Origin of the sequence: Prosthecobacter fluviatilis (genome assembly GCF_042655725.1) — a bacterium.
Taxonomy (GTDB): domain Bacteria; phylum Verrucomicrobiota; class Verrucomicrobiia; order Verrucomicrobiales; family Verrucomicrobiaceae; genus Prosthecobacter; species Prosthecobacter fluviatilis.
This window is the reverse complement of the sequence record NZ_JBHSMQ010000016.1, coordinates 61,584-83,031: the sequence shown is the minus strand read 5'-3', so window position 1 is coordinate 83,031 and position 21,448 is coordinate 61,584. Positions and strand designations below refer to the sequence as shown.

The following is a 21,448-nucleotide window of genomic DNA, read 5'->3' as shown; positions in this document are numbered from 1 at the left end:
CCCGCAGGCTCCCCGGAACGCTCTGCGGCAGGTTGGTGTAAAGGGCCAGCCTGCCGCAGCATCCAGACTGCGGCCAGCTTAGCCGCAATCACGATTGCAGAACAACCCCATCATACAAGGAGTGCCCATCGTACTTTTTCACATCCCCAGCATCTTCACCAAAAACGCCCACTCGTCCGCAGTCCTCTCGATGGTCTTGCTCAGCGCCGTGCCTGCTCCATGCCCCGCGCTGGTTTCGATGCGGATGAGGACTGGAGGACCGTCCTTGGCCTGGCATTCCTGCAGGCGAGAGCCGAATTTGAAGCTGTGTGCGGGGACGACACGGTCATCGTGGTCGCTGGTGAGCACGAGCGTGGCGGGGTAACGGGCACCGGATTTCAGATTGTGATAAGGCGAGTATTTGAGCAGGGCATTGAACTCCGCCTTGTTTTCCACGCTGCCGTAGTCGCTCTTCCAGGCCCAGCCGATGGTGAATTTCTCAAAGCGCAGCATGTCGAGCACGCCCACGGCAGGCAGGGCCGCGGCGTAGAGATCGGGACGCTGCGTCATGCAGGCGCCGACGAGCAGGCCGCCATTGCTGCCGCCCTGAATGGCGAGCTTTGAGCTGCTGGTGTATTTGTGCGTGATGAGCCATTCCGCTGCAGCGATGAAGTCATCAAACACGTTCTGCTTGCCCAGTTTGACACCCGCCTGATGCCATGCGCGCCCATACTCGCCACCGCCGCGCAGGTTGGGCATGGCAAAGACGCCGCCCATCTCCAGCCAGACCGCCCGCGAAACGGAGAAGCCGGGCGTCAGATTGATGTTAAAGCCGCCGTAGCCATAGAGCAGCGTGGGGTTGGTGCCGTCGAGCTTCAGCCCTTTTTTGTGCACGATGAACATGGGCACGCGCGTGCCGTCCTTGCTGTGGTAAAAGACCTGCTGCGTCTCGTAGGCGGCGCCGTCAAAGTCCACCTTGGGCTTGCGCCAGAGAGAGCTTTCACCGGTTTTCAGGTCCATGCGGTAGATGGCCCCGGGCTCGGTGAATCCGGTGAAGGTGTAGAAGGTCTCGGTATCGTGCCGATGGCCGCCGAAGCCACCTGCACTGCCGATGCCGGGCAGCTTGACCTCACGGACGAGCTTGCCGTCGAGATCGAAGCATTTCACTTCGGTTTTCGCATCGCGCAGGTATTCGCAGAACATGTAACCGCCAGCGGTGCTGACGCCTTCCAGCAGCACCTTTGGCACCTCAGGCACCACGATGCGCCAGTTGTCACGCTGCGGCTTGCGCACATCGACGGCGATCACCTGATAGCACGGCGCATTCAGATCTGTGCGGAAATAGAAGACAGGTCCGTCGTTGTCGATGAACTCATAGCGTGCGTCGTTGTCATTGAGCAGCTCCACCACCGGGCCGCCTGCGATCTTCTGGTAAAAGACGCGGTTCTTGGGCTCCGTACCCAGCCACACCTGGATGACGAGATACTCACCGTCTTCTGTCACGCCGCCACCAAAGCCCCACTTTGGCTGGTCTTTGCGCTCATAGATGAGCACGTCTTCGCTCTGCGGTTTTCCCAGTGGGTGGAAGCAGAGCTTGTGATATTCGTTTTTGGCCGTCAGTGCCGCGCCGGGCTTGGGCTCGTCGTAGCGGGAGTAGTAGAAGCCGCTGCCGTCTTTGCGCCAGGACACGCCGCTGAACTTGACCCAGCGCACCACATCTTCGAGATCCTGCCCGGTGGCGATGTCGCGCACACGGATGGTGTTCCAGTCGCTTCCGGCTTCGGACACGCCATAGGCCATCCATTTGCCGTCCTCGCTGGGTGAGTAGTCGGAGAGCGAGGTGGTGCCATCTTTTGACATGGCATTGGGGTCCAGCAGCACCTTTGCCTCTCCTCCCAGAGACTCCGCCGTCATGAGCACCGCCTGATTTTGCAGGCCGGAATTGTAGGTGTAGAACCAGCGCCCGCCTTGCTCAAAGGGCCGGCCCACGCGTTCGTAATTCCACAGCTTTTGCAGCCGCGTCTTGATCTCCTCACGGCGTGGCAGCTTTTCCAGATACGCAAAGGTCACCGCATTCTGCGCCTTCACCCACGCCTTGGTCTCCTCCGAGTTGTCATCCTCCAGCCAGCGGTAGGGATCGGAAATCGTCACGCCATGCAACGTGTCTTTGACGTCCTGCTTGCGTGTCTGGGGGTAGGTCGGAGCTTCAGCGGCGAGAGAGGCGGTGGTCATCATGAACAGAAATGCGGCGCGCATGTCTCACCGTGCCTGCCATTTTCCACTTTGCAATCCATGCAGCCTCCGCCACGCTCGTTTCATACACCGAATTTCACCCTCCGCGTCTCATGATCACTCCAGACCAATACGAAAAGCTCGGCACCTTTTACCTCGGCCGTGAATACGATCTCAAGGCGAAGAAAGTTCAGGACAACCTCGTGCTCTATGACTCCAAAGACCTCGTGACGCACGGCGTCGTCCTCGGAATGACGGGCAGCGGCAAGACGGGGCTGTGCCTCGCGCTGCTGGAAGAGGCGGCGATGGATGGCGTGCCGGTCATCGCGATCGATCCGAAGGGGGACATCGGCAATGCGCTGCTCACCTTCCCCAATCTCACGCCACAGGAGTTTCGCCCGTGGATCAATGAGGACGAGGCACGACGCAAAGGCCAGTCTCCGGACGAATACGCCGCTGCTCAGTCCGCACTGTGGCAGAAGGGCCTGGGTGAGTGGGGCCAGAGCGCCGAGCGCATACAGAAACTGCGAGCCACGGTGGACATGGCCATCTACACCCCTGGCAGCAATGCCGGGCTGCCCGTCTCCATCCTCAGCTCCCTGAACTGCCCACCTGCCGAAGTGATGGATGATGGCGAGGCGCTGGGCGACCGCATCGAGAGCACTGTGTCCTCTCTGCTAGGCCTCATCGGAGTGGAGGCTGATCCGGTACAGTCGCCTGAGCATATCCTGCTGAGCAACATAGTCTCCACCTGCTGGAAGAAAGGACAGAATCTCTCACTGGAAAATCTGGTGCGCCAGATCCAGCAGCCGCCGCTGCGGAAGATCGGTGTGGTCGATCTCGAGAGCTTTTTCCCCGAGGCCAAGCGCACCGCCCTGGCCATGAAGCTGAACAATCTGCTGGCCTCCCCCGGATTCAGCACCTGGCTGGAGGGCGAGCCCCTCGACATCCAGCGCATGTACTACACGCCCGAGGGCAAGCCACGCATCACCATCTTCTGCATCGCCCATCTGAGCGACACGGAGCGCATGTTCTTTGTCTCGCTGCTGATGAACCAGCTCCTGGGCTGGATGCGTGCTCAGCAGGGCACCACCTCACTGCGGTCCATATTCTACATGGACGAGATCTACGGCTACCTGCCGCCCACGGCGATGCCTCCCTCAAAAAAGCCGCTGATGATTCTGCTGAAGCAGGCACGCGCCTTTGGCCTCGGCATCCTGCTGGCCACGCAAAACCCAGCCGATCTCGACTACAAGGCGCTGGCGAACATCGGCACCTGGTGGCTGGGAAGGCTGCAAACCGAACGCGACAAAATGCGCGTGCTCGAAGGCCTGGAAGGCGCCGCCAACACCGCAGGCGGCAAGTTTGACCGTCAGGAAATGGAGCAGACACTCGCAGGTCTGGGCAACCGTGTCTTCCTCATGAACAACGTGCACGAGGATCATCCCGTGGTGTTCACGGTGCGCTGGCTGATGAGCTACCTGAGCGGCCCGCTTTCACGTCCGCAGATCAAGGCTCTCATGGAGCCCATCCGCCCGAAAGCCGGAGCCGCTCCCGCCGCCGAGGATGACGGCTTTGCGCCGCCAGGAGCGAGCAGCTCCGCTGCCGCCAACCGCAACACGCTGCGCCCAAAGCTGCCGGACGGTGCAACCGAACTCTTCCAGCCATGCGACGAAGAAGGCGAGCGCCTCACCTATGTGCCGGCTATCGTGCGCAGTGCGACGGTGGTGTTTGACGATGCGAAGCGGAAGATCAGCGGGCGCAGCGTCATCACGCTCGTCAACGAGATCGACACTGAGAAGCAGAAGGTGCTGTGGGACAAGTTTGTGGATGTGCCGAAGGACGACGACCTTTCCAAGTACGACACGGAGCCAAAAGAAAACGCCGCCTATGCAGATCTGCCGGGACCTGCGCTGAAAACGACAACCTACACCAGCATCAAGAAAGACTTCGCCGACTGGGTGTTTGCGAATCACAGCCTGGAGGTTTTCTTTTCACCGCTGCTGGAGGTGTACTCCAATCCCGGAGAGAAGCAGGATGAGTTCAAGGTACGCATCACACAGACGACCCGCGAACAGCGTGACGCCGCCATCGAAGAACTGCGCACGAAAACGGCGAAGACAATGAAGTCGCTGCAGGACAAGGCCGAGAAAGCAGCCAGCAAGGTGGATGTGCAACAGGCGCAGGCCAGCAGCGCGAAGCTGAGCACGGCGGTGCAGATCGGCGGAAGCATCCTCGGAGCGATCTTCGGCCGCAAGACCAGCATGGTCAAAGCCAGCACCGTCAGCAGCGCCTCACGTGCCTGGAAAGAAGGTCAGGACGTGAAAGCCGCCGAGCGTGAGCTGGAGTCCATCAAGGCCGACATGGCCGCGCTGGAAAAACAGATCGCCGATGACACGCAGAAGATCCGCGATCAGTATGATCCCGCCACACTTGCGTTTGAGATCTTCAAGCTCACCCCGGTGAAGAAAAACATCCAGGTGACGGCGACGGGGATTTTGTGGCTGGCGAAGTAGGACGTGAAACGGGCTGGCAGCCAGTCTCACGTATCAATAAACATCTCTCCGATACCGCTTCGCATCCTTCATGGCCTGCACGTATGCGATGGCTTCCTCGGGTGATTTGCCGCCTTCCTTTTCGATGATGGTGTGCAGAGCCTTGTCCACATCGAGGGCCATGCGTGAGGCGTCTCCGCAGACGTAGAAGATGGCGCCTTGTTCCAGCCAGGACCAGAATTCGGCGCTGTTTTCCAGCATCTTGTGCTGCACGTAGACCTTCTCTGCCTGATCGCGGCTCCAGGCGGTGCTAAGCTTGGTCAGCGTGCCATCGGCGAGATAAGCCTCAAACTCCTCCTTGTAGAAGAAGCAGGACTTGGAGCTGACTTCGCCAAAGAAGAGCCAGGCTTTGCCCTGAGCGCTGGTGGCCTTGCGTTCTTCGAGGAAGGCGCGGAAGGGGGCGATGCCGGTGCCGGGGCCGCACATGATGATGGGCGTCTGCTCCTGCGGCTCAGGGAGACGGAAGCCTTTGCCGTGATTCACAAAGCAGGGGATGAGCGTCTCTTTTGGCGTCACGCGTTCAGCAAGGAAAGTGGAGCATACACCGCCGCGTGCGCGATTGTAGCTGGTGTAGCGCACGGTAGCCACGGTGAGGTGCACTTCATCAGGATGCGCCTTCTGGCTGCTGCTGATGGAGTAGAGGCGGATGTTCAGCTTCTTCTGAGTGAGCATGAACTCCTCGGGCGTAAATTTCGCGGTGGGATTCTCGAGGAGCAGATCGATGACAAAGCGGCCCCAGAGATAGTTTTTGAGCTCTTCTTTTTTCTCAGGCAGACTCAGCTCGGCCAGAGGGGTGTTGCCGCCAGTCTTTTCCACGATGGCCTTGATGAGCTTGTTATCGATCTCGGTGATCAGCGCGCCTTCGATCAATGCCTGACGGATCGGGACTTCGGTGGCGGTTTTGGGATGCTTCACGATTTCCGTGCCCGAGAAACCGAGCGCGGCGAGTGTGTCGTCCACAAGCGCCGGGTCATTCGTAGGCTGCACGGCTAGCGAGTCACCAGGTGTGTACTCGAGCCCCGAGCCGGCGAGGTCGATCTCATAGTGCGCGGTGTGCTTGGGCGCATCCGGTCCGGAGAGGTTGAACATGCGCTTCACCTTGGCGATGCAGGGGTTCTTGACGTTGTAAACGGGCTTTCCGGCTTCGGTTGTGCTCATGCGCAGAGCCTAGAAAGGCGACGAGCCATTGTCAAACCGGCCCTCCTCACACCGGAAGTATCAGCATGGCTTTTGCTCCACAGGTTCCCTCCCGGTTTGTCAGCTCCACGCTGCCACGGTGGAGCTGAGCCACCTCCTTCACAAAGCATAGCCCCAGGCCGGTGCTCTTCTTGCCGCTGTCCGGACGCGGCAGTGAATAAAAGCGCTCAAACACGCGTTCGCGTGCATAGTCAGGAATGCCCGGCCCGCAGTCCTCGATCTCAAGCACGATCTTGGAGTCAGAGTGATATCCACGTGCGATGATCGAGCTGCTCCTAGGCGCGAAGTCGATGGCATTTTGCAGCAGATTGCCCACGGCCATCTCCAGCAGCCAGGGGTCTCCCTGAATGATGAGGCCCTCAGCCATGTCGCGCTGCAGACACACGTCCCTGCCCTGCGCAATGAGCGCCAGATGATCCCAGGTGCGGTCAAAGACCGTGGCCAGATTCACAGCCTCAGTTGTCTCCAGCTTCTTCTGTTTTTCGAGTGCGGCCAGATGCAGCAGGCGCTCCAGCAGGTCACGCAGGCGGGCGGCCTCGGTGCGGATGTTTTGCAGAAAGCGCGCGCGCTTGGGCTCCGGCACATCCCCTTGTAAAATCTCCCCTGCGCCGAGGATGGCGGCGACGGGGCTTTTCAGCTCATGCGTGAGGCTTTGCACGTAGTGCTCCACGTACTCGCGCCCCTCCAGGGCATCGCGCATGTCCTCCAGAGCACGGGCCAGCGTCTTCATCTGATGTCCGGGCATGCGTGGCGGTGTGGAGCGCTCGCCACGGCTCACGGCAAGTGCGTGCTGGGTGAGGACCTCCAGCGGCCGTGTGGCCCAGCGTGCCGCGAGGTAGATGCCGAGCAGCATGAGCAGCACCGTAGTGATGATTGACCACTTGAGCCAGCGCTCCGTCTCCCAGACAAAAGCCAAAACTCCACGCTGAGGCTTGGCAACACTGAGCATGCCGACAGTCCTGCCCTGGTAGCGTATGGGAGCACCGACATACATTACGATGGAAAGCGGGTCGTATTCGCTGGTGCGGGAGGAACGCGCACCGTACTGCCCCATGAGGGTGAGGTTCACATCGCGGTGATTGGCGGTCGTGCCCGGTTTTTCGATGCCAGCAGAGTCAAAGAGCACCCGCCCCTGCGCATCGGTGACGTAGACCTGCATATCCACGCGAGTCTTGCTGAGATTGTAGATCTGAGCCTTGAGCTGACGCTGCTGGGCGGCACGCACCGCACGCTCAACCGCCTGCGTTTTGAGGACGCCGCCTTCAGCCTCTGCACCGATGACTTCTGCGAGGATGTTTGCCACGTCGACCATCGGCTCCTCGATGGCTTCAAAATACTGCCGTTCGACGCGACGGATGAGCTGGGAAAAAAGCACAAACAGGCCCACAACGGACACCACGGCAAAGCCCAGCAAGAAGCGTGCGGTGAGGCTCATGCGTCAGGCCAGGTTTCCAGCAGGGAGTAGCCCATGCCACGATGGGTCACGATGGGGTCCAGCCCCGTGCGCACGCCGCGCATGCGGGCGCGCAGCGTCTTCACATGGGTGTCCACCGTGCGCTCCATGGAGGCGTCCGGCTCTTCGGAGGCGTGGTCCATGAGCTGCTCGCGACTGAAGACACGCCCCGGATGTGCGGCAAAGGCCCTGAGCATGCGGAACTCATAGCGCGAGAGATTCAGCGCTGTGCCGTAGTAGATGGCCTGGCAGCGCACGTCATCGATCACCAACGGCACCGCCGTATCCGGCCGCAGTGCTGGCAGCGGCACGGCGGATACACGGCGCAAGATGGCGCGCACACGGGCCACCAGCTCGCGTGGGCTGAAGGGCTTGACCACATAGTCATCGCCGCCGATCTCCAGGCCCACCACGCGATCCACCTCGCTGGAGCGTGCGGTGAGAAAGAGCACCGGCAGCGAATGCGAGCGGCGCACCGCCTTGCACACCTCAAAGCCGGTCATGTCAGGCAGGCCCACATCGAGGATGATGAGGCTGAAGTCCTGGGCCTTCACCTGCTCCAGAGCCGACTGGCCCGTGGCGGCGGTGCTCACGGCAAAGCCGTCGGCTTCGAGCGCATAAACGACGTTTTCGCAGATAGACGGCTCGTCTTCGACAATGAGGATTTTGGCGGGCATTTCGGCTGAGGTGGATTGTTGAACTGCTGAGGCAGTGCTGACAAGACGGTTATTTAGAATCTCAGTGGCGGGGTATTTGCGGGATGAACAAGAATGGCAGACGCAGTCTGCTTCCTGAATTCCTTATTTTAAAATCAGTTCATGCCGGGCGCAGCGGAAGAGCACCAAACTGAGACTCAGCACACAACACCTCCTCGTCATTGATGAGCAGCGGATCCCCCTTCTCATCAAGCCGGATGCAACGAGTGCTCAGAACAACCCACGCTATGACAAGGCAGGCGGCCAGCAGCAGGAAGAGGCGGAATGCTTTCATCGGCTGCTCACTGCAGGAGCGCTATGAAACCCTGATGAAACGGAGATGAAATGAAGGTGAAAAATCGTATTTCATAATTCCATGCCTGCCGCAAAGAAACTGACTGGGGATGGACGTTGGTTTCCAGTTATCTCCCGACCACGCCATGCCACGATTCATCCTGCCCCTTCTTGTTTGCAGCAGCCTGCTGAATGCCGTCGATGTGCCGCCTGCCCTGCGTGAACACCCCCTGCCTGATGCAGCCAGGCTGCAGGATGCCCAGGGACACGACAACGGTGTCCGCTTTGTGGATCTAAACGGCGACGGCCATGAGGACATCGTGCTTTCCAATGCGCGTGAGTATGGCGTGTTTCTTTTTGTTCCGAAGGAGCGTGCCAAGAAGGGCCTGCAATGGGATGAAGGCTGGTCCCAGGTGATGCGAGAGGGCAAGGCCGGTGACGCTAACAGCCTGCCCCTGATCGTGGACGCTGACGGCAGCGACAGCGGTGTGACCTTTCACGATGCTGCCATGTGGAGGGGAGAGAAGAAACTGGTGCCGTTTGCCGAGCTGCTCAAAGTGCCCGGGCCTGCGCCGAAGTCTCCCGAGGAGTCGCTCAAGGCCATGCATGTGAAGCCGGGCTTTGAGGCGATGCTGGTAGCGGCCGAGCCGCTGGTGCAGGACCCGGTGTTCATGGACTGGGATGCGCAAGGCCGCATGTGGGTGGTGGAAATGGGAGACTACCCCTTTGCCCCCGGTGAAAAGACGAAGGACGGCAGCGTGGGTCAGGACAAGGTATCCAAGCTGCAGGAGGGCCGCGTGAAAATCCTGGAGGATACGAATGGCGACGGAGTTTACGACAAGTCCACCCTGTTTCTGGACGGGCTGAAGCATCCCACAGGCCTCGCACCATGGAAGAACGGCGTCTTCATCGCCAACATCCCGGACGTTTTCTACGCGGAGGACACGGACGGCGACGGAAAATGCGACAAGCGCGAGACGTGGTTCACCGGATTCACCGCAGGAAATCCGCAGCATCTGGTGAACGGCTTCTGCTGGGGGCTGGATGGCTGGTTTTACGGTGCGAATGGTGACAGCGGCGGTGACATCACCTGCGTAAAGACGGGGAAAAAGGTCGCGCTGGGCACGAATGATTTTCGCTTTGATCCGCGCACCGGCGACTTTGCCCTGGAGGGCGGCCGCAGCCAGTATGGCAAGTGGCGTGACGATTTTGGCAACTGGTTTGGCAACAACAACAGCACCATCGGCTGGCACTACTGGCTGCCGTTTCGCTATCTGGAACGCCATCCCGAAGTGGTGGCCAAAGCCGTGCGCAGCGACATGAACGGTGAGAAGAGACTCTATCCCGCAAGCCCGCCAGTTAGACGCTTCAATCAAGGTAGCGCAGTGAACACGCTGACCTCCGGATGTTCGCCGATGCCGTTTCGTGACAGCACTTTTGGCACCGACGGCACCCAGGTGATCTTCATCTGCGAGCCTGCAAACAACCTGGTGCACCGCGAGGTGCTGAGCTACGACGGCGGCACCATCACCAGCAAACGCCATCCGGGGGATGTGGAGAGCGAGTTCCTGGCCAGCGAAGACAACTGGTTCCGACCCAGCATGGCACGCACGGGACCAGATGGCGCGCTGTATGTGGCGGACATGTACCGGCTGGTGCTGGAGCACCCGGAGTGGATCCCGGCGGAGATCGCGCGCGGTCTGGAACTACGTGCCGGGGAGGATCGTGGAAGGATTTATCGGATCGCAAAAACCGGAGCCCCCAAAGGCAAGACTACGGTGAGCGATCCTGCAGCCGCGATGGCATCAGGAAATGGGTGGGTGCGTGACACGGCGCAGCGGCTGCTGATTGAGCGAAATGAAACGTCTGCGGTGGCAGCCCTGAAGCCGCTGCTGGGCAGCGCGCCGGCGGTGCGGGTGCAGGCGGCGTTCACCCTGATGGAACTTGGAGGCATGAGCGCTGATGAAGTGTTTGCCCAGATCCAGCCGCTGAAGCCGCTGGTACGCGCAGGCGCCCTGACGGCCACTGGCACGAAATCAGATGCCGTACTGAGTGATTTTGAAAAAGCGCTGCTCAATCAGGCACCGCAGAAAACGCCCATGAAAGCAGTGATGCCGGTGATCACAAACCAGAACCAGGACCGGCAGAAAGTGGTGGCCAGATATGTGGCAGATGCGACGTCCCTTCGTGGTGATGCAAAGCGTGGTGCAGCGGTGTTTCAGAAGGTGTGCATGGTGTGCCACAAAGTGCGGGATCTGGGCGTGGAGGTGGGACCTGACCTGACAACGGTGGCCACCAAGCCTCGGGAGCAGCTTATTGAAGCCATCTTTGATCCGAACCGCGCAGTGGAGCAGCGTAACGCGGCTACGCAGGTGACTAAGAAGGACCAGACGATGATCGTGGGCCAGCTGGCTGCTGAAACACCGGGGAATGTCACGATCCGGCTGCCGGGCGGCGCAGACATCGTCGTGCTGCGCACGGAGATTCAGGCCATGAAAACGCTGACGACTTCGATCATGCCAGAGGGCCTGGAAAGCGTGCTCACCGCGCAGGAGGTCGTCGATGTGCTGGCTTACATCGGCAGCAGGCAGTAAGCCGAGAGGCTGCTGGCATCGATCTTGGGCGGCACGTAAAAATGAAGCGAAAGCTGCAGCTGTGTGCTCTGCTGTTCTGAGCTCATATGCAAGCAGCCTCTGCGTTGAATCGAAGGCTCCAAACATCCGTCCCAGTCACACTGCAACCAGACAACGACTGGCGTGTGCTGGAGGCCGCGTGAAACTGATGAGACTGAACAACTGGCTGTTTGCATAAAACCGCGCAGCCACCGCGAAATGTTCTAAGGCTACTTCACATCACGCCACAGCCAGCGCAGGGCTTCGGGCAGCATGGGAGCCATGCCTTTGCTGCCGTGAAAGCACTTGGTCCAGTCGATGCGGAAGTCATAGCTTTTGTATTTGAGAGCGGCGGCCATCTGCTTGTTGGCGATGGGCCAGTTGCCAAACTTGTTGTCGAGGTCATTCTCGCCATCAAGGAGGTAGAGGCGGATGGGCTTGCGGTCGCCAGCGCGGATCAGCGAGGGATAGACGTCCCCGCCTCTCAGATCGACGAAGGAGCCGACCCAGGAGAGGACTTTGCGGAATTTGTCAGTCCGCTCCCAGGCGACGGTGAAAGAGCAGATGCCGCCGGAGGAGCCACCTGCGATGGCCCAGGCTTCCGGCTGCGGTCGAAACTTGGTCTGGTAACGTTTGACGACCTCGGGGAGGATTTCATCGATCAAGAAGCTGGCATAAGCCGGCCCGAGCGAATCGTACTCAAAGCCACGGTTGGCAGCCTTGGCACCCGGCGGCTGCTTCTTGAAGCGTCCTGGGTCAATGAAGACACCGACAGTGCGCGGCATCTCTTTTTTGTGGATGAGGTTGTCAAAAACCACCGAGGCCCGCATGGAGCCATTGGGATCCACATGGCGTGAGCCATCCTGCCAGACCATGAGACAGGTTTCCTCTCCGGGAGTGAACCCAGCGGGCAGGTAAACCGTCACGTCGCGCACTGTGTCTGGAAAGACCTCGCTCGTCTGCCACACAAACTTTTCCAGCCTGCCCTGCGGCACATTTTTCTGCGGCAGGCTGTCGGCAGTGTATTCAAAGTGCTCGACATGCACGGTGCCAGCAAGGCGGGGCATTCCCTCGGACTCCACGCGGTAGCCGGTTTCGGTGAAGTTGGGCATATCAGTGACCAGCACCTGGAGGCCTTCATCTCCCAGCATGACCATCTCCCCGATCAAAGTACCATTCTGCTGTACGACACGGGCAGGCTTGGGATCCATGATGGCCCAGGCGACCGTAGTGGCCTCGATCTTAGCCGCGGCCCTGCCCTGCATCAGATTCTGCCGTCCAAAGAGACGTATGACCTGATCATGCAGAGTCTTTTGCGATTCAGGAGCCAATGATTTGCCCAGGGATGCCAAAATTTGCCGAGGCGTAATGGTGACAGGCGCACCCGGTTTGTTTTGAGCGGCACAGAGGCCACTTGCACAGAGGAACAACGAGAGGAAGACAACACGCATGAGTGTATTCCTAACGACATCTGGCGCGGCGGAATATCGCTGAATTGCCGCGATGCCGCCTGAGTGATCCATTGAGGGAGGAAATTCCCCTTTTTGTTTTACAGCGATGCCGTGAACGGTGTTCTGGCTTGAGGCAGTGCAGCCGTGCGCAGACGAGCTTCAATGCCTTCCATCATGGCGCGGACGTGGCGCCATTTCGTGCGGTCACGCATGAGTTCCATGCTCTTTTCATACGATCCCCACTGGATGACCTCGATGTCCACATGACGCACCCCCCAGTTGTCCATCATGCTGCGGCTGGGTTTGTACAAATCAATGGTTCCCGTGCCGACAAGAGCGCTGCCATAGTCGTCCACCACGTAGGTGATGCCGGGCTGGCCAGCGATACGGAAAAGTGTGCCAACAGGAAAGCGCGACCAATCTGCAGCAGCGCTGCGCACATTGCCAAACCGCAAATTCGTGCCAATCGCATTCTTAACCCCATAAATAAGATGGTCGCTCTCGTTGTGCGTGTAAGCAGTGGTGCGCACGCGCATCTGAGAATTGCGATACAAATTTGAGGAAAGCATCAGCGGCGGTTTCGGATCATCGATCACGAAGGTGTAACGCTTGATTGCACCAGGACGAAATGGAGCATTGTTTGCCAGTGCTTTACGCACCTCGTACTTAACCCCAGTCTGAAGGGGTGCTGATGTCTTGTGGCGCATCTCCTTCCACGCAGAAATCAACGATTGTTTGGGCAGTGCACAGGCATTAAACGATGCCAAAATGACACCACAGAGGCCAGAGGTGATCAAACGTGAGTTGTACATGGCTTATTTTTGTTTATAGAGAAAAATTTACTGTAATTTTCATATATCCTCAATATAAAAAGAATATTTTTTAGACCCTTAAAGCTTAACAGGTCTTAATTTCCATAATTAAACAACTGCTTATGACCTTCCATCCGGTCCCCTAATCAGAGAAAACCCGCACTACTCAGCCTGGCCTTCCCACAGCTTGCGCCAGTGGTCGAGGCGCTCTTTGATACGGGCTTCCAGGCCGTTGGCGGTGGGGTCGTAGTACTGGCGGCCGCCTTCCAGGCAGCGCTGAGGGACGAAGCCGCCCTCGTAGTTGTGAGGATAGAGGTAGCCTTCGCCGTGGCCAAATTCCTTGGCGGCCTTTTTGTGGTGGGCGTCGCGGAGGTTCTTGGGCACGGGGAGGGTGCGGCCGTTTTTCACGTCGTCCAGAGCGGCATCGATGGCCATGTAGGCGCGATTGCTCTTGGGGGCGGTGGCATTGTAAACGGTGGCGTGGGCCAGAATGATGCGGGCCTCCGGCATGCCGATGAACTCGACGGCCTGCTGCGCGGCGACGGCGACGCGGAGGGCATTGCTGTCGGCCATGCCGATGTCCTCACTGGCGGCGATGACAATGCGGCGTGCGATAAAGCGGATGTCTTCACCAGCGTAGAGCATCTTGGCCAGCCAGTATAGCGCGGCATCGGGGTCTGAGGCGCGCATGCTCTTGATGAAGGCGCTGATGGTGTCGTAGTGGGCGTCGCCATCGCCATCGTAAACAACGGTCTTTTGCTGCACGGACTCCTCAGCGGCGGCAAGGGTAATGACGATCTCGCCTGCTGCATCCGGTTGAGTGGAGAGGACAGCGAGTTCCAGGGCATTGAGGCAGCGGCGGGCGTCGCCATCGGCCACGGTGGCGAGATGGAGGCGTGCGTCTGGCTCGATGCGGGCGTGCATGCTGCCGAGACCGCGATCGGCGTCTGCGAGTGCGCGGTCGATGAGAGCTTCGAGATCAGGAATGCCGAGCGGCTCCAGGGTGAAGACCTGCGAGCGGCTGACAAGGGGGCTGTTGACGTAGAAGAAAGGATTGTGCGTGGTGGCACCGATGAAACGAAGGGTACCGCGCTCCAGGTGCGGGAGGAGCACGTCCTGCTGCGCCTTGTTGAAGCGGTGGATCTCGTCCACGAAGAGGACGGTGGTCTTGTTGTAGAGGCGGAGGTGGTGGCCGGCGTTTTCGGCCTCCTTGCGGATGTCTGCCACGCTGCTCTCCACGCCGCTGAGAGTGACGAAGCGTGACTTGGTCTCCTGGGAGATGATGTTGGCGAGGGTGGTCTTGCCGACGCCGGGCGGCCCGTAGAGGATGATGGAGGAAAAGCGGTCTGCCTGCACGGCGCGGCGGAGGAGCTTTCCCTCGGCGAGGATGTGCTGCTGGCCGACATATTCTGCCAGAGTGCGTGGCCGCATGCGCGAGGCCAGCGGGGCGCCTGCATGATGCACCACGGCGGCCGCACGGGGCGGCTCGGGTGGCGGGGGGGCAAAGAAGTCGTCGCTCATGCGGAGGGCAGCTGCATGAATGACGCGGAAACGCTCCGGCGGCAAATCGCAGTTTGCACCGGGGCGGGTTTCATGCTCGATAAGGCTCCAAGATGAAGCTCTCCAAAAAAGCCGAATACGCCCTCCGCGCCCTGGTGGCGATGGGGCGTGAGCGCGAGGGGACGAATTTTTCGATTCAGGACCTGGCCAGTCAGGAACACATCCCGCTGAAGTTTCTGGAGCAGATCCTGCTAGCGCTGAAGAATGGCGGGCTGCTGCGCAGCAAACGCGGCGTTGGCGGCGGGTACCAGCTGGTGACGCATCCGGCGCGGATCACGCTGGGAGAGGTGGTGACGCTGTTTGACGGGCCGTTTGATCCGGTGCCGGGAGCGGAGCACGATGCGCTGGGCCAGGTGTTTGGCGGGCTGCGAGACCAGGTGACGCAGTGGTTTGCGGAGAACACCATCGCACACATCATTGCGCAGGAGCAGCCGCGCGGGGCGGTTTCGTTTGATATTTGAGCCAGGCAGATGAGCCGACGGCATAGACGCCGGCTCATGGGATGTGAAATTATTTGCCGCTGAAGAGCCACATGGCGAGCAGGAGCGTCCAGAGGATGTTGAAGGTCTGGCCACCAAGGAAGGCGAGAGCGGGCCTGCCGCCGCCGAGCTTGAAGAGATCGCCGATGCGGGTTTCGAGGCCGATGCAGACGAAGGCAGCGGCGAACCAGACCTCGCGCAGGCCTTTGAGCGGCTTTGCGGCGGCCTCGGCGACCGCAGGCGGCACGAAGTAGGAGAAGACGACGGAGGCGATGACGAAGCCGATCACAAATTTGGGGAAGCGCTCCCAGATCAGGCCGATGGAGGGCCTTTTCCCCTGCCCTGCCCCGCCTTTGCCGCCCCGCATGGTCCACCAGATGGAGAGGATGAAGGCGGCGACGCCGATGAGGACGTTTTGGGAGAGCTTGACGATGACGCCTACCTTGGTGGCGTTTTTGCCCACCTGCTCTGTCGCGGCGGCGACGGAGCCGCTGGTGTCCAGCGTGCCGCCGATCCAGGCGCCGCCGACGGCTTCCGAGAGGCCCATGGACTTGATGGCCCAGGGCATGACCACCATCATGGGCACGGCGCAGAGCAGCACGATGGAGGTGACGTAGGAGAGCTTTTTGCGGTCGCCCTGAATGGCACCACAAGCGGCGATGGCGGCGGAGACACCGCAGATGGAAACGGCCGTGGCGAGCATGACGCCGAACTCGTCATCAACGTTCAATTTGCGAGCGATGAAGTAGCAGACATACCAGACCACCGGAATGACGAGCGCGGCCTGGATGAGGCCTGGGAAGCCGGCCTTCATCATCTCCGGGAGGAGGATGGTGGCACCGAGGAGCACGATGCCGACTTTGATGAAGAACTCGGTGCGCACAGCTTCGCGCAGCCACTCAGGCACTGGCAGCAGGTGGCTCCAGAGCAGGCCCAGGCCGAGGGCAAAAACCACGTATTCAAGCCCCCAGGCCTTGATGCCTGCGTGGGCGGCGATCCACTGGGCGAACCAGCCGAGGATGAACACCACGACGGCACCGGTTAGGAATGCGCCGATTTTTCTGCCCAGAGAGGCCGCGAGAGCGAGACCCGAGATGCCGAGAAAGACGGCCAGCAGAACGGCGCTGACAGCGAAATTGTCGGGGGTGAAAGCCTTCGACATATCCCCCATTCCGCTCCAGCCCCAGGCGGGAAGCTTGGGGCTCCAGCCGCTGCCTACAGCGATCAGAACCGGAAGTGCGGCCAAGACGGCCAGCCAGTCTTCATTTTGCCACCAGTGGGCGGGAGCGGTTCCAGGAGTGGGATAGGCGGAGTCTGAGGCGGCGGAGTTGGCTGACATGTGTGTGTAAAAAAAATCGCGGCGGGAAAACCGCCGCGATTCAAACGCATGCCGGAAGGCCTATTTTACTGCCAGTTGCCAAAGGCATAGGGGTTGTTGCCGGGCTGTGGGCCGTAGCCGTTCCCGGGATAGTAGCTGCTTGGCTGGGTGTAGCCGTAACCGGGGTTCCGATTGTAGCTGGGAGCGCAGTTAGGCTGGCTGTAGCCGGGCTGTGAGTAGTAGCCCTGCTGCGGCGGATAGCCGCGCTGACTGTTCCCGATCATGCTGCCAGCCAAAGCCCCCAGCACACCGCCGATGGCGGCACCTTCCAGGCCACGGTGACGTTGATTGCCGATGATGCCACCTGCCCCGGCTCCGATCAGCGCCCCGGCGACGGTGCTGCCGGCGGGAGAGCGCCCGTAGCCACCGCCGTAGCCGCCATTATAACCGTAACCGCCGCCCCCGTAGCCGTAGCCATAGGGATCTGCGCAGGAGGTGAGGCCGAGGCTCAGGAGGAGAGCTCCAAAGGTGAGCGAACGAACAAACGAAGTCTTCATAGGGTGGTGAGGTGAATCTTGTCCTGCACTCTGACGCCCGCCGACGCGGACTATTCGAATTTTTTTGCGCAGCCCGGTCTAAAGTATCGCCACAGTTGCAAAAAGCGGCGTCTGCGGCTGGATGGGTGCCACCATGAAGCTCCTCCCAGTCCTCCTGATTTCCACTCTGGCTGCCTTTGCCCCGCTCGGGGCGGCAGATTCGTATGACATCGTCGTCTATGGCGGCTCCTCGGGGGGCATCACGGCGGCGATCCAGGCGGCGCGGATGGGTAAGACGGCGGTGTTGATCGAGCCGACCAAGTTTCTCGGCGGGCTGACCACGGGCGGACTGGGCGCGACGGACATCGGCAACAAGAAGGCGATCGGCGGCATGTCGCGGGAGTTTTACGCCAAGGTCTTCCAGTACTACAACGAGCCCGCGAAGTGGCAGCACCAGACGCGCGAGGAATACTTTGCCAAGAAGCAGCACGGCAACACCGGCACGGAGGATACGATGTGGACCTTTGAGCCGCATGCGGCCACGGAGATTTATGACGCGATGCTGGCCACGGTGAAGGACAAGGTGACGGTGGTCTTCAGCGAGCGGCTGGATCTCAAAAAGGGCGTGGTGAAGGAGGGCACACGGATCACGAAGATCATCATGGAAAGCGGACGCGCCTTTGAAGGGAAGATGTTCATCGACGCCACGTATGAGGGCGACCTGATGGCCAAGGCGGGCGTGAGCTACGCTGTAGGCCGCGAGGCAAATGCGCAGTTTGGCGAGACGATCAACGGCGTGCAGAAAGTCAAAACCATCCATCATCAGTTCGTCAAAAATGTGGATCCGTATGTGAAACCCGGCGATCCGAAGAGCGGTGTGCTGCCAGGCATTGATCCCGGCGACATCGGCGAAGATGAGAGCGGCGACCGCAAGCTGCAGGCCTACAACTTCCGCATGTGCACCACCGACGTGCCGGAGAATCGCCGCGACTGGGAGAAGCCTGCCAATTATGACGAGAAGTGGTTTGAGCTGGCGCTGCGCAATGTGGAGGCCGGTGACGAGCGCATCTCCTGGGCCCCCACGTGGATGCCAAACCGCAAGACGGACACGAACAACAACTTTGCCGTCAGCACGGACTTCATCGGGCAGAACTTTGAGTATCCGGACGCCGACTATGAGACGCGCGCGAAAATCTGGAAGGCGCATGAGGACTGGCAGAAGGGGCTGATGTGGACGTATGCGCACCACCCGCGTGTGCCGGAAAAGATCCGCGCGGCCTTCCAGAAGCTGGGGCTGGCGAAGGATGAGTTTAAGGACAACGACAACTGGCCGCGCCAGCTCTACGTGCGCGAGGCGCGTCGCATGATCGGCGGCTATGTGATGAGCGAGAAGAACTGCAAGCGCCGTGAGATCGTGGAGGACAGCGTGGGCATGGGGGCCTACAACATGGACTCCCACAACGTGCAACGCTACATCACCAAAGAGGGCTTTGTGCGCAATGAAGGGGACATCCAGATCGGCACGCGCCCCTATCCGATCAGCTACCGCAGCATCACGCCGAAAGCGGAGGAGTGCACCAACCTGCTGGTGCCTGTGTGCCTGAGCGCCACGCATATTGCGTATGGCAGCATCCGCATGGAGCCGGTATTCATGGTGATGGGCCAGAGCTCCGCGACGGCAGCGGTGATTGCCATCGACTCCGGCAAGGACCTGCAGCAGATCGACTACGCCAAGCTCAAGGAGAAGATGCTGGCCGACGGGCAGGTGCTGGACTTTGAATCTCCGCCGGTGCCAGAGCATGTCTCCATCAGCAAGGAAAAGTTGGGCGGGATCGTGGTGGATGACAGCGAGGCGGAGCTGACCGGCTTCAGCAGCGAAGGCCACACCACGCCGGGCTTTGTGGGCCAGGGCTACCGCCATGATGGCGACACTGCTAAGGGCGAGCAGAAGGCGCGCTTCATTCCGGATCTGCCCTCAGCGGGGAACTACCGCGTGGCCATCACCTACACCGCGCTGGCCAACCGTGCGGACAAGGTGCCTGTGGTGATTCACTACGCAGGCGGCGAGAAGACGATCGTTGTGGACCAGAAGAAAAAAGCCCCGGAGAAGGATGTGCTGCTGCCGCTGGGGACGTTCTCCTTTGAGAAAGGAAAAGGCGGCTGGGTGGAGGTGCGGAATGAAGGCACCAAGGGCCATGTGATCATTGATGCGGCGCAGTGGGTGCTGGAGAAGTGATTTGGTTTAAATGAGGAAAGCAGGTGTCTGATGATGTCCTGCTTTCCTCAACACGCCCATTCACTTCGGCCGCTTCAGCTCAAACATGTCCTTGGTATGGCAGTACCAGTTGGGGCTCTGCATGCGGCCGATGGGGTGGTAGTTGGCGGGCTTGATAAGCCAGGTGGCAGGGTCAAAGATGCCATCGCGGACGTGGACGCGGAGGACCTCGCCGATGATGAGGCGGTTGTCGCCGATCTCGATGATGCTGTGGCTTTTGCACTCCAGACTGGCGGGGGCTTCGGCAATGCGCGGTGGTTTGACGGCACTGCTTGGCAATGCGGTAAGGCCGGCGTGGAGAAGCTCATTTTCGCCCGGAGGAAGCGTGGCAGCACAGAGGTTCATTTTTTCGGCGAGAGCCTCGTCGACGAGGTTCACGACGAACTCGTGAGTGAGGCGGATGTTGCGGGCGGTGTCCTTGGGGACACCAGCGGATCGGTCGCCGGGGCAGATGGCCACGATGGGTGGTGAGTCTCCGAGGACATTGAAGAAGCTGAAGGGGGCGGCGTTGACACGGCCTTCAGGATCGACGGTGGTGGTGAGGGCGATGGGGCGCGGGGTGACGAGTCCAGCGAGGATCATGTAGGCGTCTTCGCGGAGAGGGCCGGTGAGGTCGAGTTCCATGGGAGTATTGGTTGCAGCAAGGCATCGGGAGTCAGGAGCCTCCCCCACCTTGTTACGATGCAGACTCTGCGGCGGACTCCGCGCGATAGGCCTGTGCGAGGAGCGTGACTGGCTGGGTGACTTCGTGGCAGGGATGGCTGCTACAGGAGCGCAGGCCGCTGGCGATTTGCAGATGGCAGCCGGGATTGCTGGTGGCGACGACGGGGGCTCCGGCCTGGCGGAGGTTTTCAACTTTCCGAGTGAGCAGCTTCTGGCTCTGCTCGGGCTGGGTGATGTTGTAGATGCCTGCGCTGCCGCAGCACCAGTTGGACTCGGGCAGTTCTTTGAAGGTGAGGCCTGGAATGCTGGCAAGGATCTGGCGCGGCTGCGAGACGACTTTCTGACCGTGGCAGAGGTGGCAGCTTTCGTGGTAAGTGACCTCAGAGACGCCTGCGCCAGCTGTGGGCTTGCGGAAGCGGATCTGCACGAGCCATTCGTGGATGTCCTTCAGCTTTTTATCCCACTGCTCCGCCTTTTCTGCGTAGAAAGGATCGTCGTGCAGCAGATGGCCGTAGGTTTTCAAATGGGAGCCGCAGCCGCCGGCGTTGGTGATGATGGCATCGAGAGAATCGAGATCGAAGCTGTCGATCTGGCGACGTGCGAGTTCGCGGGCGAGCTCGAGCTCGCCATTGTGCGCATGCAGTGAGCCGCAGCAGCTCTGCGAGCGCGGGGTGATGACCTCGCAGCCGTTGGCGAGCAGGACATCGGCGGTGTCTCGGTTGATGTTTGAAAAAGCGAGGTCCTGAATGCATCCGGTGAGCAGGCCGACGCGATAGCCTTTGCTTTCCTGAGGCTTTTCCTCAGGCCAGATGAGATCGTCTGAGAAATGCTCGACGATCCTGGGAGTCTGAGGCTCCAGGGCAGCCAGTGAACGGGGCATGAGGCCGAAGAAGCGTAGCCTGCGCATGAGGCGGTCGAGCCCGGTGCTCTGATACACATGCAGCACACGGCCGATGAGGCGCAGCAGCCAGGGGCGCATGAAGATTACATTGAGCGATAGCCAGCGCCAGAAGCCGCGCTGCATGCCGTCGTCCACCTGAGCCTGCTCGACCTCGGCGCGGGCGGTTTCAAAGAGTTCGGCGTAATTCACCCCCGCAGGGCATGCGGTCTGGCAGGCGAGGCAACCGAGGCAGTAGTACATCTCGTCTGAGAGCGCCTTGGTGACCTGGAGGTCGCCATCGGCCACAGCACGCATGAGGGAGATGCGGCCACGGGGGCTGTTGCGCTCCATCTTGGTCTCCACGTAGGTGGGACAGGTGGGCAAGCACATGCCGCAGTGCATGCACTGCTGGAGCACGGAGTAGTCGATGGATTGGAGGAGGTTTGCAGAAGCCATG

Annotated in this window: 16 protein-coding genes; 4 read left to right on the top strand and 12 right to left on the bottom strand. The window is 60.4% G+C overall.

Features of this window, described 5'->3' with window-relative positions:
• Window positions 1-138 precede the first annotated feature (138 nt).
• Complete coding sequence (locus ACFQDI_RS24860; RefSeq protein ID WP_377172153.1) at window positions 139-2,214, bottom strand: prolyl oligopeptidase family serine peptidase; 2,076 nt, start codon at window positions 2,212-2,214, stop codon at window positions 139-141.
• 110 nt (window positions 2,215-2,324) lie between these two features.
• Between ACFQDI_RS24860 and ACFQDI_RS24855 the strand changes: the two genes are divergently transcribed.
• Window positions 2,325-4,727 carry an ATP-binding protein gene (locus ACFQDI_RS24855; RefSeq protein ID WP_377172151.1) on the top strand — a complete coding sequence of 801 codons (2,403 nt, stop codon included), beginning with the start codon at window positions 2,325-2,327 and terminating at the stop codon, window positions 4,725-4,727.
• A gap of 33 nt (window positions 4,728-4,760) precedes the next feature.
• Here the strand turns inward: ACFQDI_RS24855 and ACFQDI_RS24850 are convergent, their stop codons facing one another.
• The 4 genes from ACFQDI_RS24850 to ACFQDI_RS24835 all read right to left on the bottom strand — a co-directional run bounded on the left by ACFQDI_RS24850 (window position 4,761) and on the right by ACFQDI_RS24835 (window position 8,406).
• Entirely contained in the window at window positions 4,761-5,924 is a 1,164-nt protein-coding gene (locus tag ACFQDI_RS24850; protein WP_377172149.1) for a diflavin oxidoreductase, read from the bottom strand.
• Between the two features lie 46 nt (window positions 5,925-5,970).
• Complete coding sequence (gene creC, locus ACFQDI_RS24845; protein WP_377172147.1) at window positions 5,971-7,398, bottom strand: two-component system sensor histidine kinase CreC; 1,428 nt, start codon at window positions 7,396-7,398, stop codon at window positions 5,971-5,973.
• Complete coding sequence (gene creB, locus ACFQDI_RS24840) at window positions 7,395-8,093, bottom strand: two-component system response regulator CreB (RefSeq protein ID WP_377172145.1); 699 nt, start codon at window positions 8,091-8,093, stop codon at window positions 7,395-7,397. The genes creC and creB overlap by 4 nt, the downstream gene beginning before the upstream one ends.
• A 139-nt stretch (window positions 8,094-8,232) precedes the next feature.
• Window positions 8,233-8,406 carry a hypothetical protein gene (locus ACFQDI_RS24835; RefSeq protein WP_377172143.1) on the bottom strand — a complete coding sequence of 58 codons (174 nt, stop codon included), beginning with the start codon at window positions 8,404-8,406 and terminating at the stop codon, window positions 8,233-8,235.
• A gap of 145 nt (window positions 8,407-8,551) precedes the next feature.
• On the opposite strand from ACFQDI_RS24835, the gene ACFQDI_RS24830 reads away from it, so the two are divergent.
• Complete coding sequence (locus ACFQDI_RS24830) at window positions 8,552-10,999, top strand: PVC-type heme-binding CxxCH protein (RefSeq protein ID WP_377172141.1); 2,448 nt, start codon at window positions 8,552-8,554, stop codon at window positions 10,997-10,999.
• A gap of 248 nt (window positions 11,000-11,247) precedes the next feature.
• On the opposite strand, the gene ACFQDI_RS24825 is transcribed toward ACFQDI_RS24830, so the two are convergent.
• The 3 genes from ACFQDI_RS24825 to ACFQDI_RS24815 form a co-directional block, all read right to left on the bottom strand.
• Entirely contained in the window at window positions 11,248-12,228 is a 981-nt protein-coding gene (locus tag ACFQDI_RS24825; protein ID WP_377172139.1) for an alpha/beta hydrolase, read from the bottom strand.
• A gap of 338 nt (window positions 12,229-12,566) precedes the next feature.
• On the bottom strand, window positions 12,567-13,280 hold the full coding sequence (locus tag ACFQDI_RS24820; RefSeq protein WP_377172137.1) for a 3D domain-containing protein: 714 nt from the start codon (window positions 13,278-13,280) through the stop codon (window positions 12,567-12,569).
• A 162-nt stretch (window positions 13,281-13,442) separates the two neighbouring features.
• Window positions 13,443-14,801, bottom strand: a complete 1,359-nt coding sequence (locus ACFQDI_RS24815) for a replication-associated recombination protein A (RefSeq protein WP_377172135.1) — start codon at window positions 14,799-14,801, stop codon at window positions 13,443-13,445.
• 92 nt (window positions 14,802-14,893) lie between these two features.
• Here ACFQDI_RS24815 and ACFQDI_RS24810 point away from each other — a divergent pair, with 92 nt between their 5' ends.
• On the top strand, window positions 14,894-15,301 hold the full coding sequence (locus ACFQDI_RS24810) for an RrF2 family transcriptional regulator (RefSeq protein ID WP_377172133.1): 408 nt from the start codon (window positions 14,894-14,896) through the stop codon (window positions 15,299-15,301).
• 49 nt (window positions 15,302-15,350) lie between these two features.
• Here the strand turns inward: ACFQDI_RS24810 and ACFQDI_RS24805 are convergent, their stop codons facing one another.
• Entirely contained in the window at window positions 15,351-16,658 is a 1,308-nt protein-coding gene (locus ACFQDI_RS24805) for a YeiH family protein (RefSeq protein ID WP_377172131.1), read from the bottom strand.
• Between the two features lie 65 nt (window positions 16,659-16,723).
• On the bottom strand, window positions 16,724-17,194 hold the full coding sequence (locus ACFQDI_RS24800) for a YMGG-like glycine zipper-containing protein (RefSeq protein ID WP_377172129.1): 471 nt from the start codon (window positions 17,192-17,194) through the stop codon (window positions 16,724-16,726).
• A gap of 133 nt (window positions 17,195-17,327) precedes the next feature.
• On the opposite strand from ACFQDI_RS24800, the gene ACFQDI_RS24795 reads away from it, so the two are divergent.
• Window positions 17,328-19,409, top strand: a complete 2,082-nt coding sequence (locus ACFQDI_RS24795) for an FAD-dependent oxidoreductase (RefSeq protein WP_377172127.1) — start codon at window positions 17,328-17,330, stop codon at window positions 19,407-19,409.
• A 60-nt stretch (window positions 19,410-19,469) separates the two neighbouring features.
• Here the strand turns inward: ACFQDI_RS24795 and ACFQDI_RS24790 are convergent, their stop codons facing one another.
• Complete coding sequence (locus ACFQDI_RS24790) at window positions 19,470-20,072, bottom strand: flavin reductase family protein (RefSeq protein WP_377172125.1); 603 nt, start codon at window positions 20,070-20,072, stop codon at window positions 19,470-19,472.
• Window positions 20,073-20,124: 52 nt separating this feature from the next.
• Window positions 20,125-21,447 (bottom strand): (Fe-S)-binding protein, encoded by a 1,323-nt coding sequence (locus ACFQDI_RS24785; protein WP_377172123.1) that lies wholly within the window; start codon window positions 21,445-21,447, stop codon window positions 20,125-20,127.
• Between the last annotated feature and the right edge of the window lies 1 nt (window position 21,448).

Bases quoted from the DNA above. Each gene is read 5' to 3' on its own strand.
- ACFQDI_RS24785 (WP_377172123.1), bottom strand. From the start codon at position 21,447: ATGGCTTCTGCAAACCTCCTCCAATCCATCGACTACTCCGTGCTCCAG.
- ACFQDI_RS24830 (WP_377172141.1), top strand. From the start codon at position 8,552: ATGCCACGATTCATCCTGCCCCTTCTTGTTTGCAGCAGCCTGCTGAAT.
- ACFQDI_RS24790 (WP_377172125.1), bottom strand. From the start codon at position 20,072: ATGGAACTCGACCTCACCGGCCCTCTCCGCGAAGACGCCTACATGATC.
- creC (WP_377172147.1), bottom strand. From the start codon at position 7,398: ATGAGCCTCACCGCACGCTTCTTGCTGGGCTTTGCCGTGGTGTCCGTT.
- ACFQDI_RS24820 (WP_377172137.1), bottom strand. From the start codon at position 13,280: ATGTACAACTCACGTTTGATCACCTCTGGCCTCTGTGGTGTCATTTTG.
- ACFQDI_RS24825 (WP_377172139.1), bottom strand. From the start codon at position 12,228: ATGGATCCCAAGCCTGCCCGTGTCGTACAGCAGAATGGTACTTTGATC.
- ACFQDI_RS24835 (WP_377172143.1), bottom strand. From the start codon at position 8,406: ATGAAAGCATTCCGCCTCTTCCTGCTGCTGGCCGCCTGCCTTGTCATA.
- ACFQDI_RS24795 (WP_377172127.1), top strand. From the start codon at position 17,328: ATGAAGCTCCTCCCAGTCCTCCTGATTTCCACTCTGGCTGCCTTTGCC.
- ACFQDI_RS24850 (WP_377172149.1), bottom strand. From the start codon at position 5,924: ATGAGCACAACCGAAGCCGGAAAGCCCGTTTACAACGTCAAGAACCCC.
- ACFQDI_RS24860 (WP_377172153.1), bottom strand. From the start codon at position 2,214: ATGATGACCACCGCCTCTCTCGCCGCTGAAGCTCCGACCTACCCCCAG.
- ACFQDI_RS24855 (WP_377172151.1), top strand. From the start codon at position 2,325: ATGATCACTCCAGACCAATACGAAAAGCTCGGCACCTTTTACCTCGGC.
- ACFQDI_RS24800 (WP_377172129.1), bottom strand. From the start codon at position 17,194: ATGAAGACTTCGTTTGTTCGTTCGCTCACCTTTGGAGCTCTCCTCCTG.
- ACFQDI_RS24810 (WP_377172133.1), top strand. From the start codon at position 14,894: ATGAAGCTCTCCAAAAAAGCCGAATACGCCCTCCGCGCCCTGGTGGCG.
- ACFQDI_RS24815 (WP_377172135.1), bottom strand. From the start codon at position 14,801: ATGAGCGACGACTTCTTTGCCCCCCCGCCACCCGAGCCGCCCCGTGCG.
- creB (WP_377172145.1), bottom strand. From the start codon at position 8,093: ATGCCCGCCAAAATCCTCATTGTCGAAGACGAGCCGTCTATCTGCGAA.
- ACFQDI_RS24805 (WP_377172131.1), bottom strand. From the start codon at position 16,658: ATGTCAGCCAACTCCGCCGCCTCAGACTCCGCCTATCCCACTCCTGGA.